The following is a 15,883-nucleotide window of genomic DNA, read 5'->3' as shown; positions in this document are numbered from 1 at the left end:
GTGTGCGCGTGGTCATCAGGCGGCCGTCGGTGTGCCGTCGGCGGCCCGCGCGACGAGCGCCGCGATGCGGGCGACGGCCTCGCGCAGCGTGTCGGGCGAGCAGGCCAGGTTGAGGCGGGCAAAGCCTTGGCCGCCGAGCCCGAAAGACTCACCGCTGTTGAGGGCGACGCGGGCATCATCGAGAATTCGCTGGTACGGGTTGTCCCCGAGCCCGATCTGGCGAAGATCCAGCCAGGCAAGATAGCTGGCGCGCGGCCGGTGATAGATCACGGCGGGCAGGTGTTCGCGAAGGAGTTCATCAAGTAAAGAATCGTTGGCGACAATTTGATCGATGGCGTTGTCGAGCCAGTCGATACAGGAGAATGCGGCGATGTTGGCGTGCAGGCCGAGAATACTGGTGCGACAGGCTACTTCCTCGGGCAGCGTGTTGAGCAATTCATTCGTGGCGTCATCGGCAGCGACGACTATGGCGCACTTGAGCCCGGCGACGTTCCAGCCCTTGCTCGCCGACGTCACGGTCACCGCGCGCACGCCGACGGCCGCGGCAAGCGGGGCAAACGGAGTGAAGGTGGCGCCGGGGTAGGTGAGCGGGCCGTGGATCTCGTCGGAGATCACGAAGACGTCATACTGAGCCGCGAGCCGGGCGAGTTCTTCGAGTGTGGCTCTGGCCCAGACGATGCCGTGCGGGTTGTGCGGGTTGCACAGGAGAAAGGCATCGATACCGGCGGCGAAACTGCGCTCTAGCGCCGCGAAGTCAAACAGCCAGGTGTCACCGTGCTCGATCAGGGGGGTCTCGACGACGTTCGCGAGGGCCTCTTCGACGAGTTCGTAGAACGGCGGGTAGACCGGCGGGGTGATCGCGACCCGGCCGCCGGCCGGCACGGCCAGTCGGAGCGCCTCGACGATGCCGACGCTCACGTCGGTCGCGAGGTGCACGTGGCTCGGGTCGACGGTCCAGCCCCAGCGATTCAGGGCGAACGCGGCGAAGGCCGGAGCGAGCGGCCCGGGACCGTCGAGGTATCCGGTGTCGGAGGCCTGCACCCGCTCGACCAGGGTGGCGACGATGGCGGGAGCGAGGGGGTAGTCCATCTCGGCAACGAACAAGGGAAGTACGTCGGCGGGAAACCGAGTCCACTTGATGCTGCTGCGCTCGCGCCGGATACGCTCCAGCGGTGCGACCTTGATGACTGACATGAACACAGCTTGTTCCCGCCGCCGGGAATAAGCGAACAGGCACGTAAACATTCGACACATGAGCGGATGCCCCGCCGCGCAGGTATGAGCCCGTCACCGTTCGCGGGCAGCTAAATCCGACGCGTGAACGCACAGCATGGCCCAGACTGACCGCGACTAAACTAAGGGCTTCGTCTAAGGGGTGTTCGTGATCGACCAGGAGCTTGTTCGGGAACAGAACTATGTCCGGGCGCTGTACGCGCGGCTGGACGCGCTGGCCCGGGAAGCGGAAGGTCAGCTCACAGCGGTGCGCCGCCTCGACGTCGGCGGCAACCACCAGTCCCGCAGTGAACGCGACACTTTCGCGCGCCTCTACGAGGACCGCATCGTGCAGTTGCGGGAGGTCGACGACCGGCTGGCCTTCGGCCGGCTCGAAACCATGCCGGACGACTCGGGCGACTCCGTCTACCGCTACATCGGCCGGGTCGGACTGCGTGACACCGACCACAAACCCCTATTGCTGGATTGGCGGGTGCCGCAGGCGAGCGCCTTCTACCAGGCCACCGCAGCCACGCCGCTCGGCGCGCGGGCCCGCCGCCACCTGCTGTCCAAGGGGCGCAGCATCATCCGTATCGAGGATGAGATCCTCGACGCCACCCTGCTCTCCGACCCTTCGGCCACCACGCACCAGGGTGAAGGCGCGCTGCTCGCGGCGCTCACGGCGCAGCGAACCGGGCACATGTCCGACATCGTCTCGACCATCCAGGCGGAACAGGACCGCATCATCCGCTCTGATCTGTCCGGCATTCTCGTCGTGCAGGGCGGCCCCGGCACCGGAAAGACCGCCGTGGCGCTGCACCGCGCCGCCTACCTGCTCTACACTCACCGGGATCGTCTGCGCGACAGCGGTGTGCTCATCATCGGCCCATCGCGCTCGTTTCTGCAGTACATCGAGGCAGTGCTGCCCTCCCTCGGCGAGACCGGCGTCGTGCTCGCCTCCGTCGGGCAGCTGTTTCCTGGTGTCGAGGCGACCAGGGAGGATGCCCCCGCCGTCGCGGCCCTCAAGGGGCAAGCCTTCATGGCCGACCTCATGGCCCGGGCCGTGCATTCCCGGCAGCGCACCCCTGCCGCCGGGCAGGTGCTCGTCGTCAACGGTGACCGCATCGTTTTGCAGCCCGAACTCGTGGCGCACGCGATCGCGCGCGCCCGCGGCACCGGTAAAACCCACAATGAGGCCAGGGTCACGTTCGTGAAGGCCGCCATCAACGCGCTCTCCCGGGTGTGGCTCGAGCAGTTGCAGAAGCAGGGCCGGTCGATGGACGACACCGACCTTCCGATGCTGCGCGAGGACCTGCGCCTGGCCGACGATGTGCGGGTCGCGCTGAACACCGCCTGGCTGCCGCTGACCCCTCAGAAACTGCTGCAAGATCTGTACGCGCGGCCGGAGTGGCTGGCCGAACTGACCCCGCGTTGGCGGTTCGCCCAGCGCAAGCTGTTGGCCCGTGCGCGCGACGCCGAGTTCACGATCGCGGACATTCCCCTGCTCGATGAGGCGGCCGAGCTGCTCGGGGAGTACAACGCGGTCGACCAGGCCAGGAAGCGCGCGCTCAAGGAACAGCGCAAGCGTGATGTGGAGAACGCCGAGACGGCGATCGAGAACATGCGGGTGAAGGGTCTGGTCAACGCGAAAGATCTTGCCGCTCGTGCTGCCGAACTCGATGATCGAGCCACCACGTCCGAGCGTGCCGCGCGGGATCGCAGTTGGACCTACGGTCACGTCGTCATCGATGAAGCGCAGGAACTCTCCCCGATGCAGTGGCGGCTCGTACTGCGGCGCGGCCCGCGTCGCTCGTTCACGATCGTCGGTGACATTGCGCAGGCAGCGAGCGCCGCGGCATCCGCCAGCTGGAAAGAGGCGTTGCAGCCGGTGCTCGAGGGCTCGCCCGAAGCCGACCGCTGGCGACTCGAAGAGCTAACCGTGAACTACCGCACGCCCAGCCAGATCGCCATCGCGGCCGAGACGGTGGCGATCTCGCACCGCTTGGCGATCACTCCCTCGCGCACGGTGCGGTCGAGCGAATGGCCGGTCGAAACGGTAGCGGATGCCGCAGCGGCGGTGCGCCGCGACCGCGCGCTCAAGGCTGGCGGTACCCTCGCCGTGATCGTCGTCGATGCCGGCCTGGACGACCTCGAAACCGTGCTCCGGACCGAATTCGGCGACCTACTCGGCGTCGGTGCCTTTGGCCTGAGCCGGGAGATAGCTCTGCTCACTCCGCAGGACGCCAAGGGGCTCGAGTTCGACGCGGTCATCGTCGTCGACCCGACGGCCATCCTCGCGGCCTCCGAGCGTGGTGCCGGAGCGCTGTACGTCGCGATGACCCGGGCCACGCAGAGGCTGTATTTGGTGGGCGACGCGCCTCTCGGGGATGCAGCCGCCTGACTCTTCGGGAGCGAGCAGAAATGCGGAGAGTCGGCCAAAATCGGTCGGAACACCCCGGATTTGACCCGACTCAGGTCAGATGTCCGCAGTTTCGTCCGGGGGGGCGTGGCGTAATCAGGAAAAGCCTCCATTGCGGCGTTTCCGGACCACGGACCAGTGTGGCCCTCGGTTGCGCACCGGCCGAATCTCCTGAATTGGCCGCGGGCGGCCGCTAGCGTGGAACCATGACAGCGAAGTCTCACTCCACGCCCTTTTCCAGCCTGAACGATTACATCGCGCTGCCCAGAGTGGAAGGCCTCGCGCTCTCACCCGACGGGAGCCGGGTTGTGCTCACCGTGGCCACCCTCACCCGTGATTGCACGAGCTATGAACGGGCGCTCTGGTCGGTGCCGGCCGACGGTACCGGCGTTCCGACCCGCCTGACCCGGTCGGCCGCGGGCGAATCCGGGGCGGCCTTCACCGCCGCGGGCGACGTGCTGTTCGTCTCCGGCCGGCCCGATACAGCTGCTGAGGAGGGTGCTGAGAAAGGTGCTGGGAAAGACGGTGAGGCCACCCAGCTCTGGCTGCTGCCCGCCGGCGGTGGCGAGGCCCGGTTGATCACCCGCCTGGCCGGGGGAGTGACGAGTATCGCCGCCGTGGCCACCGGAGCCAACTCCCTCGTGATCGCCGCCGACCTGCTGCCCAGCCCCGTCGGCCTCGAAGCGGAAAGCCTCGCCCGCAAGAAACGCACCGAGAAGAAGGTCGCGGCCATTCTGCACGAGAGCTACCCGGTGCGATTCTGGGACCACGACCTCGGCCCGGCACAGCCGCATCTGCTCGCGCTCGACCTTGCCGACCTGCACGACACGATCGCACGCCCCGTCAGCCCCGTCAGCCCCGACAGCCCCGACAGCCCCGACAGCCCCGACAGCCCCGACAGCCCCGACAGTGACAGTGACAGTGACAGTGACAGTGACAGTGACAGCACCAGCGATGCGGGTGCCCCCGCTCCCTACCCCGCCGACCTCCCCCGTCCTCGAGACCTCACGCCCATCCCCGCCCGCACCATGGACACAGCCGGCCAGGCCCTGACCCCCGACGGAGGCACGCTCATCGTGGCCGCACGGGTGGCCGAGCAACGTTCCGGCCGTTACGTCCTGGTGTCGATCGACGTCGCCACCGGCACGCAGACCACCCTGTTCGACGAAGTGAAAGTCGATTTCGAATCCCCGGCGGTGAGCCTCGATGGTCGACAGATCGCCTTCGTGCGATCCGCCGTCAGCACACCGGATGGGCCGGCCGACCAGGAGATCTGGGTCGCCGACCTCGACGGCGGCAACCCCCGTCGCCTCGCCGCCGTGTGGGACCGCTGGCCGACCAGCCTGACTTTCGACGCGCCACGAGACGGCACTACGACCGCGCTCATCGTCACCGCCGACCATGACGGCCGCGGACCGATTTTTCGCGTGCCGCTCGACGGCGGGCCCCCCGAACAGCTCACGACCGACGACTTCAGCTACACCAACATCTGCGTCGACGCAGCGACCGGCGACCTTGCGGCGTTGCGCTCCTCCTGGATCGCACCGGCCCATCCGGTTCGCATCGGCCGTTCCGGCGCCGTCACGATGCTCGCCACACCGGCGGCCCTGCCTGACGTGCCCGGCACGATCACCGAGGTAGAGACCCGAGCCGAGGACGGTGCGCGGGTGCGCGCCTGGCTGCTGCTGCCTGCGGGAGTGTCGGCGCAGCATCCGGCCCCGCTGTTGCTGTGGATCCATGGCGGTCCGCTGAACAGCTGGAATTCCTGGAGCTGGCGGTGGAACCCGCTGTTGGCCGTGGCCCGCGGCTACGCGGTGCTGCTGCCCGACCCGGCGCTCTCGACTGGGTATGGCCTGGAATTCATCGCACGTGGCTGGAATTCCTGGGGAGCCAAGCCCTACACCGACCTGCTCGCGATCGTTGATGCCGCCAAAGCACTGCCGGAGATCGACGAGACCCACACCGCGGCGATGGGCGGATCGTTCGGTGGCTACATGGCCAACTGGGTTGCGGGGCACACCGACCGGTTCCGTGCCATCGTCAGCCACGCGAGCCTGTGGTCGCTCGACCAGTTCAACGGAACCACCGACGACTCGCAGTACTGGCAGAGCATCTTCTCCAGGCAGGGCCTGATCGACAATTCGCCGCACCTGTCCGTGCGCGACATCGTCACGCCGATGCTCGTCATCCACGGTGACCACGACTACCGGGTGCCGATCGGCGAAAGCCTGCGGCTCTGGTCGGAGCTCGCCGAACACCACGCAAATGCCGACGGCAGCACCCAGCACAAGTTCCTGTTCTTTCCCGACGAGAACCACTGGGTGCTCAAGCCGCAGCACGCCGTGGTCTGGTACGAGACAGTGTTCGCCTTTCTCGACCAGCACGTACACGGCGCCGACTGGAAGCGACCACGCCTGCTCGGTTAGGGTCCCAGGGTCAGGCGCGAGCCAGCCGATCGGTTAAAGTGGGGAGCTGGAGAGGAACCAGCTATTGAGTGACATTGCCGGCGAATTGGCGCGCGTACGCGAAGCTTTCGACAAACCCACCCTGCGCCTGCTCGACCGCAAATGGGCGCCGTTCGTGCTCGCGGTGTTCAAGACCTCGTTCAGCCGTGAGCGCCGCAGCGTTTCCTGCGAGCTGCTGCACACTCAAGTGGATGCCTACCTCGCCGACCTCCGCAGCACCGGCATCGACGCCCCCGAGAAAACCGGTCGTGCCCTCTGCGTGCAGTGGATGAACGACCTGTGGCTCTACCGGGAGATCCGTGGCGGCGGTGACGCCGACGGTGAAGCACGGGTAGAGCACTACTCGCTTACGAGCCACGCGCTCGAAGCCCTGTTGCTCGTCGACGGTCTGGCCGGCACGAGGGCGCTGATCAGCGAATCCCGGCTCGCGACGATCGTCGACACCGTGCGCCACCGGGCCACCGAGGCCAATCCCGACCGTGAAGACCGCCTGCGCCGCCTCGAACAGCAGATCGAAGAACTGACCAGCGAACGCGACCGGCTCGCCGGCGGAGGCGACATTGCAGCCGCCTCGAATGACCAGATGCACGAGGGCTACGCCAACCTCATCGACCTGATCCAGCAGTTGCCGAGCGATTTCAAACGGGTCGAAGAGTCGGTCGCGGCCATGCACCGGCAGATCGTGAACGATTTTCGGGGGGAGGAACGCCCGATCAGCGAGGTCCTCGACGACTACCTCGCCAAAACGGATACCCTCATGTCGTCGACCGCTGAGGGTCGCGCCTTCGAGGGCGCGTTCATCCTGCTGCGCAACGACGAACTCATGCAGGGGCTCAAGGCCGATCTTGAGACGATCCTGTTGCATCCGTTCGCCCTCGAACTGAGCCTGAACGAACGTCGCAGCTTCATGAGCACGGTGACCCTGCTGCGCACGGGCATCGAAAATGTGCTCACCCAGCGCAAGGGGCTCACGACCACCCTGCGCGAGCACATCGTCAACCACGACGTCGTGAAAGACCGTGAGCTGGAGCGGATACTGCGCGACATCAACCGTGAACTCGCCACTTGGATGCAGACCGCCGGGCCCCGCTCCACGGTCACCGCCGAGCTCATGCCCGGCACCCTCGAGGTCGAGCATTTGCGCGAGCGTTTCTACGATCCGGTGGCCCACCGGGGGCCGCCGGCGCTGGCCGATGTCTCCGACGCGGCACCCGCAGCGCCGAGCCTCAGCGACCTGCGCCGGCAGGGTGGGCCGCTGCTGGACGAGTTGCGCAACGCCCTCGTCGCGGCCTTCAGCGTGGGATCCGGCGCGGGATCCGGCGCGAATCCCACGGCGGGTCCGGCGGCATCCGTTGGCAGCGCGTTCAATGGGTTCGACGCGAGCCTGCGCCGACCGGTCGAGATTCTCGGACTGCTGCAGCTGGCTGCCCAACTGTCGACGCCGACCGGCGTGGTCGGCTTGGAAAGCTTCGAAACGGTGCGACCGGATGGCTCGGTGCGGTTCTTCGACGTGCCGCGCCGCACACTGACCGACGATGACACGGCGGCCCTGGCCGCCCAGAATTTGGGTTCCCAGCATGACCGATGACATGACCGATGATTTCGGTATCGACAGCGCCCCGGCGAGCCTCTCGCTGTTCGAGGGCGACGAGGGCGGGCTGAGCGTTGAGCAGCGCCGCACCCTCGTGCTGCTGCTGAAGCACCGATACATCTCGGCAGCCCTGCAGCCCGCAGAATGGCAGACCCTGCTGAAGTCGCAGAGCCTGCTCAAGTCGCGCCTCAACGACGTCTTCCTTGACCTGCACGTCGACCTGCACCACGAGGTCGCGTTCAAACGGCAGGCTTTCGCCGAGGGCGGCGAGCGGTTTCCCACCCTTCTGCACGACATCGCCTACACGCGCGAAGAGACCGTTCTGCTCGTACTGCTGCGTCAACGCTTTCGCAGCGAGCGGGCCAATGGCCAGGAGATCGTGCTCGTCGACCGCGACAACCTGGTCGAGAACGTCGGCCACTTTCGTCCGGAGCACGCCACCGACCTCTCCGGCGACGCCCGTAAGGCGTCGGCCGCGGTTGACAGCCTCGCCAAGGCACGGGTGTTGCTGAAAACCAGCGACCCAGACCGGTTTCGCATTTCGGCCGTGATCGAAGTGCTCCTGTCGGTAGAGCGCCTCGGCGAACTGCTCGACTGGCTGCGCGACGAAAACAACGAACCGCTTTTGGAGCCCCTCGAATGAACGATTCCCCGCTTTTCTACATCGACGGCGCCACCGAGGGCACCACCCAGTGGCGAGCTGAATCGATGCAGCTGGTCAACTGGGGCGGCTTCCACGGCCACCACGAGATGGACTTCGCGCGGCAGGCCACGCTCGTCTCCGGCGCGTCGGGTACCGGCAAGAGCAGCTTGCTCGACGCCTATCTCGCCCTCATGATGCCCTCCGACACCCCGTTCAACGGCGCTTCCAACGATGCCGGCTCCGGTCGTGCGCGAAGCGTCGACCAGCGCAACCTGATGACCTACCTGCGCGGCAAGACCGACGCCAACCGGGAAGCCGGCACCGACGAGCTGACCGACCAGGTGCTGCGCGGCGCAAACGCAGCCACCTGGGGCGGTATCGCCATGACCTTCATCGACGACAACCAGCGACGGTTCACCGTGCTGCGGGCCTATTTCGTGCCGCGTGGCGCCCACAAATTCGCCGATGTCACGATGAAAATGGCCACGACAGACGGGAGCCTTGACCTGCGCGACCTCGCCTCGCTTGCCGAGAATCGGTTCGACAAGCGTGCCCTCAAGGCCCGTTTCGAGGGCCTCGAGGTGTTCGACACTTACGCGGCGTTCTCCCAAACGCTGTACACCCGCCTCGGCATCGGCGCCAACGGTGAGGGCGGCAAGGCCCTGCGCCTGCTCGCTCGCATCCAGGCTGGCCAACAGGTGAAAACGGTCGACGGACTATACAAGTCGATGGTGCTTGAAGAGCCCGCGACCTTTGCCGCCGCTGACAAGGCGGTCGACCACTTCGAAGACCTAGAACGCTCCTACGGCGCCATGGTCACCGAGGCGCAGAAGGCCCAGGTGCTTGAACGCCTGCCTGAACTGCACAAGTCCTACATGGCCGCGACCGCCACGGCTGACCTGGTCGACACCTTCGGGGTGCACCGGACAGGGGACACCCCGTTCGTACTCTGGCAGCTGCTCACCGAACAGACCCTGCTCGAGAACGCCGCCGACACCAACCGGGCCGCACGTCGAGTCAACCAGACCGCGCAGGCGCAGGCCCGCGACGGGGAAACCGCGCTAAAGACCCGGGTCGTGCAGTTGCAACAACAGCAGCGCGACAACGGCGGGGACGTGCTCGAACGGCTGCAGACCGAACTCGTGCAACTCGGCGACCAGCACGACAACGTGGCTCGTGAGCGCGCCGGTTTCGACGACCGGGTGCGCTCTCTGGCCACGCCGATCGACTCGGCCGCCGCGTTTGCGGTCGCCCAGCAGGGTGCCGACCTGTTTGCCGCCGGGTTCGCCGCCGCGGAGACCGCTCTGGAGACGACCCGCTCGGCACTGCAGCGCGAGGTATACCCGGTGGAGGAAGGCATCCGCTCGCTCAAGCAGGAACGCGCGTTCCTGACCGGGCGTGAGAGTCTGGTGCCGCAGGCCCTGCACAAGGCTCGGCTGCTGATTGCCGAGGCCGCGGGCATTCCGGTGGAGGAATTGCCGTTCGTGGCCGAACTCATCGACCTCGCTGCCGGTGAAGAACAGTGGCGGCAGGCCGCCGAGGTGACGCTCGCGTCGGTCGTTAAGGTTCTGCTCGTCGACGAGACCCGGCTCGCGCACCTGAGCGCGGCGATCGATCCGCTGCAGCTGCCGCTGCGCATCCACTTCGAGGGTGTGGCGCTGCAGCCGCACCAGGATCTCGCCGGTGACTCCCGCTACGTGTCGGGCAAGCTCGACGTTAAGAAATCACCGTTCAGTGGCTGGGTGCAGGCACGCCTCAGGTCATCGAACCTGGACGCGTTGTGTGTGGCCAGCCCGTCCGAGCTGGGGGGGCCGTCCGAATCGGGACGCACAGCCGCACGGGTGACCCCGGGCGGCCAGACCCGCAACGGTTCCCGCGGAGCCCACGGCGTGAACCTGGGCCAGAAATCGATCATCGGGTTCTCCAGTCGGGCCCGGCTCGATGACATAGCGGCGGAGCTGGCCGTGCAGGGGCTGGCGGCTGACGCTGTCGCTGGGCGGGCATTCTCTGTTGCAGAGCAACTCGCCCAACTGCGCGCCCAGCAGGGCGCTCACCAGCACATTCTCGATACCACCTGGGCGGCCATCGACGTCGACGCGACCGCGACGCGCATTCAGGGCAAAAAAACCGAACAAGAGCGGATGCTGGCCGGCAGCGATATTCTGCGAGGCCTGAGTGATGAAGAGGCCAGGCTCACCCTCGAACTCGACGCGGCGCAGAAAGTGAAGCACGTTACCGACCAGACCGGGGCAGCACTCAATGAGGAACAGGGCAGCATCGTCGACGCCCAGGACACGGTGAACGATCGACTCGACCAGATCGCACGGAGTGAGGCCCTGACCCTGTCAGCCGAGCATGCCGCACACCTGAGTGCGCAGTTCGCCTTGGTCACCGATCAGAACGATCTCGCTGGCTTTGCCGGTGGCCTGAAACGATTGCGGGAGCGGCTCATTGCCCAGTCGGCGCAGGATCGGGGCCTCGCCGCCCGCGATCGCGCGACCATGATCGGTATCTTCGAGAGCTACCAGGGCCGCTGGCCCGACCCCAATATCGGTGTGGCGCTCGAGTCGGTGACGAGCTACACCGACATTCTCGACGCCATCCGCACCCTCGGCCTGTCCGAGCGGCGCCAGGAATGGAAGCGCCGGCTGTCGGCGTGGAGCGGGCAGGACCTCGTTCCGCTCACCGGCGCGTTTAACACGGCGATCGAAGAGATCGAGGATCGACTACGGCCGATCAATGAGATTCTCGCGATCCTGCCCTTCGGCGCGACCCGCGACCGCCTGCAGATCTCCCTGCGCCGACTGCACCGTGACGACACGACAGCGTTTCGCAAGGAGCTTAAATCGCTCTCGTCGGGGTCGACCGAGCAGCTCACCGACGACGAAACCGAAGACCGTTTCACCCGCCTGCAACGGTTCATGAGCCTGATCCGCCGGCCGGACAAGTTTAACGGTTCCAACAACTCCAACGGTTCCAACAACTCCAACGGTTCCAACAACTCCAACAACTCCAACGACTCGCAGCGCGACCTGCTGCTCGACGTGCGAGCGCACGTGGAGATCACCGCCATACGCGTCACGCCGGAGGGCGTCGCACGCAGCACCTACTCGTCGCTTGGAGGTAAGAGCGGTGGCGAGTCGCAGGAGCTCGTGGCCTTCGTCGTCGGCGCTGCCCTGCGTTTTCAGCTTGGCGACGAGAGCCGCACCCGGCCCCGTTTCGCCCCGGTGTTCCTCGACGAAGGTTTCGTGAAATCCGACGCGGAGTTCGCTGGTCGCGCCGTCGCTGCGTGGAAGGGCCTTGGCTTTCAGCTCATTGTGGGTGCGCCGCTCGATAAGGTCACCGCCCTCGAACCATCGATGCAGCTCGTGCTGTCGATCACCAAGAACACCGCCACCGGCTACTCCTACATCACGCCGCTGCTGTCGCCGGAGACGGTTGTGGCCTAAGCGCCGGCCGGGTAACCCGGGGCAGTGCTGCGTGCGGTAGCGCACGTGCCGTTGCTGAACCGGCATTCGCCGACAGGGTGCGACACCGTGCGGGTGTCCCCGCACGGTGTCGGCCGCAAGGGCTTGGGCGTAGCATGTCTGCAGGTCGGTCCAAAGTTCTTCTGACTGACTTGGACCGCACTCACCGACCAGCACCGAGGACTGGAGCAGAATCTTGACCAGAATGCGGCGACTCCATCGCAATCCCAGCTTTCGCAACCCCACTTTTCTGTCTACCTGGCTGCTCTGGCTGGTCGGATTTCTCGCGTTCCCAATTGCGGGTCTCGCCGGTACGGCGGTCGGTGGGCGCGTCAGTAACCCCGTCTCGGCCCTTATCGGTGGCGCGGTCTGTGGGGTCGTCATCGGCGTCGGTCAGGTGCTGGTCAGCCGGCGTCGTCTCAATCCGTTGAACTGGATTCCGCTGACCGGGATTGGCCTGGGTTTGGGGCTATTCCTGGGCTCGACGGTGGTCAACTATCGCACGACGCTGCCGGAGTTGGCTCTAATGGGAGCGATCACCGGGATCGTACTCGGCGCGGCGCAGGCCGTGGGGTTACCGCCGCGCACACGGCGACGCTGGCTGTGGGCCCTTGGCATGGCCACGCTGTGGGCGCTCGGCTGGACCGTGACGACGCTGGCCGGGGTCAACGTCGAGGCGCAGTTCATGAATTTCGGTGCCATCGGAGCGGTGACCGTTACGGCGCTGTCCGGACTCCTCCTGCATTTTCTGCTGCCGTTTCATCCCTCGTCGGGCATGTGGTTGCGCTCACGCCCGATTACTACTGTGCCCTAGGCTCGCACCCTATTCACGGTGTCGGCTCTTGCGCCAGGTACGCCAGGCACCGGTGGCCCACAGCGCCCAGAGCACGAGCAGGGGCTGAAAGGCGAGGCGGATGCCTCGCGACAGATCCGAGTTCAGCCCAAACGAGTCGGTCGCCGTGGCGAATTGCGAGATGTTGCCAGGAAAGATCGCGACGAAGAATGCGGCAACAAGCCAGCCGATCTGAACCCGCCAGCGGTGCAGTGCGAGCAGTGCGATCCCGAGGGTGATCTCGGCGATTCCGGAGAGCATGACAACCAGGTCCGTGTTCAGTGGAACCCAGGCTGGAACCTGCGCCTGAAATGCCTCCCGATTGAACGTGAGATGGCTGATTCCCGCCAGCAAAAGAAAAGCCCCGAGGGCCAGCTGGCCTAGTAGTCGCGGCAGCGAACGACCTGAGTGTGCGGCCGCCTCTGCGGGTTGGGGGGGAGTCATTTCATCGAGTGTAATTGCCGGTCATCAGCAACCGGCCCGTAGCGCCTGAATTGGTGGGCAACATCGCGCGGGAATGAATTAGCACGTCCACGCGTCTGGCTCGCTCTAGGTCGACCGTGCCCCTTGGCCTGCGCGATCTTTCTGGTGCTGCCGCCCGACGGATCTCACCTTCCAGAAGCTGGCCTGCGGCTATCGGCTGAGCAGGCGGGCGAAGAAGCCGCCGGTGGATTTCTCTTTCACGTGGCCCTCGCAGCGCTGGTTTCGCGGCACGCCCTTCATGACCTGGTCGACGTGCTGGCCGCACCCGGCCCAGGTGGTCTTCTGACAGGTCTTGCAGGTGACAGCTCTGCACATGGTGGGTGCCTTTCGTTGGGGAAGTAACTCCACACTATACCCATAGGGGTATAAAAACTTTTACGGTACCAACGGATGCTCCTGCCCGCGTCGGTGTATCGTGCCAGCGACGAGTGCGTGGCCGACCAGTCGCGTGCAGGAACCCCAGGAGAGCGGTGCAGCATGAGCAGTGAACCCCCGATCAACGACGTCACCGATGACGACATTGAGGTCACGCACTCCAAAGCCTGGGCCGCCGGCGTACCAGGAGTGCTCCACTCTTTGCAACCGGCGATCACCCAGATGGGTGCCCTGCGGGGAATGCGCGCCCTATTGGCGATGAACCAGAAAGACGGTTTCGACTGCATGAGCTGTGCCTGGCCCGACCCGGGCCAACGCAAGACCTTCGAATTCTGCGAGAACGGTGCCAAGGCGGTTACCTGGGAGGCCACCCCGATCACCATCCCGACCAACTTCTGGGCCGAACATTCCCTGACAGACCTGCGAGAGAAGAGCGAATACTGGCTCGGCATGCAGGGGCGGCTGGTCGAACCCGTCTACAAGCCGGCCGGCAGCGACCACTACGGCCCGGTCAGCTGGCCCGAGGCCATTCGGGTGATCGCCGCCAAGCTCAAAGGTCTTGACTCGCCCGACCAGGCCGCCTTCTACACGAGTGGCCGCGCCTCCAACGAGGCCGCATTCGCCTACCAGCTGTTCGCGCGCGCTTACGGCACCAACAACCTGCCGGACTGCTCCAATATGTGCCATGAATCCACCGGTTGGGCCATGGGCTTGACCGTCGGCATTGGCAAGAGCACGGTCAGCTACGACGACTTTGCGAAATCCGACCTGATCATCATCATCGGCCAAAACCCCGGTACCAATCATCCGCGCATGCTCACCGCGCTCGAAGAAGCCAAAGATGCTGGCGCCCAGATCGTCGCGATCAACCCCCTGCCCGAGGCCGGCCTGCGCCGCTACAAGAACCCGCAACGGGCGCGCGGAGTGATTGGCCATGGCACCGACATGGCAGACCAGTTTCTGCAAATTCGCCTCGGCGGCGACATGGCGTTGCTGCAGGCTGTCTCGAAGCGAGTGCTCGACGCCGAGGCCGCTGCCCCGGGAACCGTCCTCGATCAAGCTTTTCTTGACGAACACTGCCACGGGCTGACCGAGTTGCGCCAGCATCTGTCCCAACTTGACGAGCGGATGGTGTTGGCCGCGACCGGCTTGCGCGCGGCACAAATCGACGAATTGGCGCAACGCTACCTGGGCGCTGATCGGGTGATCGTTACCTGGGCGATGGGAGTGACGCAACAAAAAAAAGGCATCGAGATCGTCAAGGAAATCATCAACCTGCTGCTGCTGCGCGGCAACATCGGCAAGCCCGGTGCCGGTGCCTCACCGATTCGCGGCCACAGCAACGTGCAGGGTGACCGCACCATGGGCATCTGGGAGCAGATGCCGCCGGCTTTTCTCGACGCTTTGCAAGCCGAATTCGGTTTCGACCCGCCACGCGAGCACGGCGTTGATGCCGTCGACGGAGTGCGTGCGATGCGCGACGGAAGGTTGAAGGTGTGGATGGGGCTTGGTGGCAACTTCGTCTCTGCCATGTCCGACACCGGCGTTGCCGAAGCCGCCATGCAACGCACCGAAATGAGCGTGCAAATCTCTACCAAATTGAACCGATCGCATGCCGTGACCGGCGAGGAGGCTCTGATACTACCGACCCTGGGGCGCACCGAAATCGACGAGCAGGCCGGTGGGGTGCAGTTTGTTTCCGTGGAGGACACGGTCTGCGCGGTGCACCCGTCGTGGGGAAAGCTCAAACCGGTCGCACCGAACCTGCTCTCGGAGGTCGCGATTATTTCGCGACTGGCCAGCGCCGTGCTCGCCGACTCGGTCGCGGTCGACTGGGCCGGATTCGAGGCCGACTACGACCGTATCCGTGACCACGTCGCCCACGTGGTTGAGGGGTTTGAAAACTATAACCAACGCATCCGGCAGGAGGGCGGATTCATGTTGCCGAACGGCCCGCGGGACTCGCGCACCTTCAACACCCCGATCGGCAAGGCCATGCTGACCACGAACACCCTTGAGTATCTTGAAGTACCGCAGGGGCGTCTGGTGCTGCAGACGCTGCGCAGTCACGACCAGTTCAACACCACCATCTACGGCCTCGATGACCGCTATCGCGGTATTAAGAAGGGTCGCCATGTGGTCTTCATCAACAAGAAGGATCTGATCACCCTCGGTTTCTCCGATGGCGACCTGGTCGACGTGCACAGCGAGTTCAGCGACAACGTCGACCGGGTGTTGCGCGGCTATCGTCTGGTTGCGTATCCGACACCACGCGGTTGCGCCGCCGCCTACTATCCAGAGGCGAACGTGCTCGTGCCGCTCGATAGTGTCGCCGACGGCAGCAACACACCGGTGTCGAAGGCTGTCATCATTCGATTGGAGCGTGCTGCTTGAAT

General features: G+C 65.6%; 10 protein-coding genes. 7 read left to right on the top strand and 3 right to left on the bottom strand.

Features of this window, described 5'->3' with window-relative positions; genetic code table 11:
• Positions 1-15 precede the first annotated feature (15 nt).
• Positions 16-1,194 carry a MalY/PatB family protein gene (locus E3T47_RS11065; RefSeq protein WP_134556110.1) on the bottom strand — a complete coding sequence of 393 codons (1,179 nt, stop codon included), beginning with the start codon at positions 1,192-1,194 and terminating at the stop codon, positions 16-18.
• Between the two features lie 187 nt (positions 1,195-1,381).
• Here E3T47_RS11065 and E3T47_RS11060 point away from each other — a divergent pair, with 187 nt between their 5' ends.
• From E3T47_RS11060 to E3T47_RS11035, 6 genes are all read left to right on the top strand, one after another.
• The gene (locus tag E3T47_RS11060) at positions 1,382-3,613 is read left to right on the top strand and encodes a HelD family protein (RefSeq protein ID WP_174844671.1); all 2,232 of its coding nucleotides are present in this window, start codon (positions 1,382-1,384) and stop codon (positions 3,611-3,613) included.
• A 224-nt stretch (positions 3,614-3,837) separates the two neighbouring features.
• Positions 3,838-6,057, top strand: coding sequence for a S9 family peptidase (locus E3T47_RS11055; protein WP_134556108.1), 2,220 nt, complete (start codon positions 3,838-3,840; stop codon positions 6,055-6,057).
• Between the two features lie 64 nt (positions 6,058-6,121).
• Complete coding sequence (locus tag E3T47_RS11050; RefSeq protein WP_166805700.1) at positions 6,122-7,684, top strand: DUF3375 family protein; 1,563 nt, start codon at positions 6,122-6,124, stop codon at positions 7,682-7,684.
• A complete protein-coding gene (locus E3T47_RS11045; RefSeq protein WP_166805699.1) occupies positions 7,674-8,330 on the top strand; it encodes a DUF4194 domain-containing protein in 657 nt (218 codons plus the stop codon). The genes E3T47_RS11050 and E3T47_RS11045 overlap by 11 nt, the downstream gene beginning before the upstream one ends.
• Positions 8,327-11,779, top strand: a complete 3,453-nt coding sequence (locus E3T47_RS11040) for an ATP-binding protein (RefSeq protein ID WP_134556105.1) — start codon at positions 8,327-8,329, stop codon at positions 11,777-11,779. Before E3T47_RS11045 ends, E3T47_RS11040 begins: the two co-directional genes overlap by 4 nt.
• A gap of 223 nt (positions 11,780-12,002) precedes the next feature.
• Entirely contained in the window at positions 12,003-12,611 is a 609-nt protein-coding gene (locus E3T47_RS11035; RefSeq protein ID WP_134556104.1) for a hypothetical protein, read from the top strand.
• 9 nt (positions 12,612-12,620) lie between these two features.
• Here E3T47_RS11035 and E3T47_RS11030 read toward each other — a convergent pair whose 3' ends face one another.
• Positions 12,621-13,073: a DoxX family protein gene (locus E3T47_RS11030; RefSeq protein ID WP_134556103.1), complete on the bottom strand. Its 453-nt coding sequence runs from the start codon at positions 13,071-13,073 to the stop codon at positions 12,621-12,623.
• 189 nt (positions 13,074-13,262) lie between these two features.
• Complete coding sequence (locus E3T47_RS15925) at positions 13,263-13,427, bottom strand: hypothetical protein (RefSeq protein ID WP_166805698.1); 165 nt, start codon at positions 13,425-13,427, stop codon at positions 13,263-13,265.
• 162 nt (positions 13,428-13,589) lie between these two features.
• Here E3T47_RS15925 and E3T47_RS11025 point away from each other — a divergent pair, with 162 nt between their 5' ends.
• Positions 13,590-15,881: an FdhF/YdeP family oxidoreductase gene (locus E3T47_RS11025; RefSeq protein WP_134556102.1), complete on the top strand. Its 2,292-nt coding sequence runs from the start codon at positions 13,590-13,592 to the stop codon at positions 15,879-15,881.
• The last annotated feature ends 2 nt before the right edge of the window (positions 15,882-15,883 follow it).

Source organism: Cryobacterium ruanii (assembly GCF_004404055.1).
Classification (GTDB): domain Bacteria; phylum Actinomycetota; class Actinomycetes; order Actinomycetales; family Microbacteriaceae; genus Cryobacterium; species Cryobacterium ruanii.
Note: the sequence above shows the minus strand (reverse complement) of the source record. Positions and strands in the feature narration are given on the sequence as shown.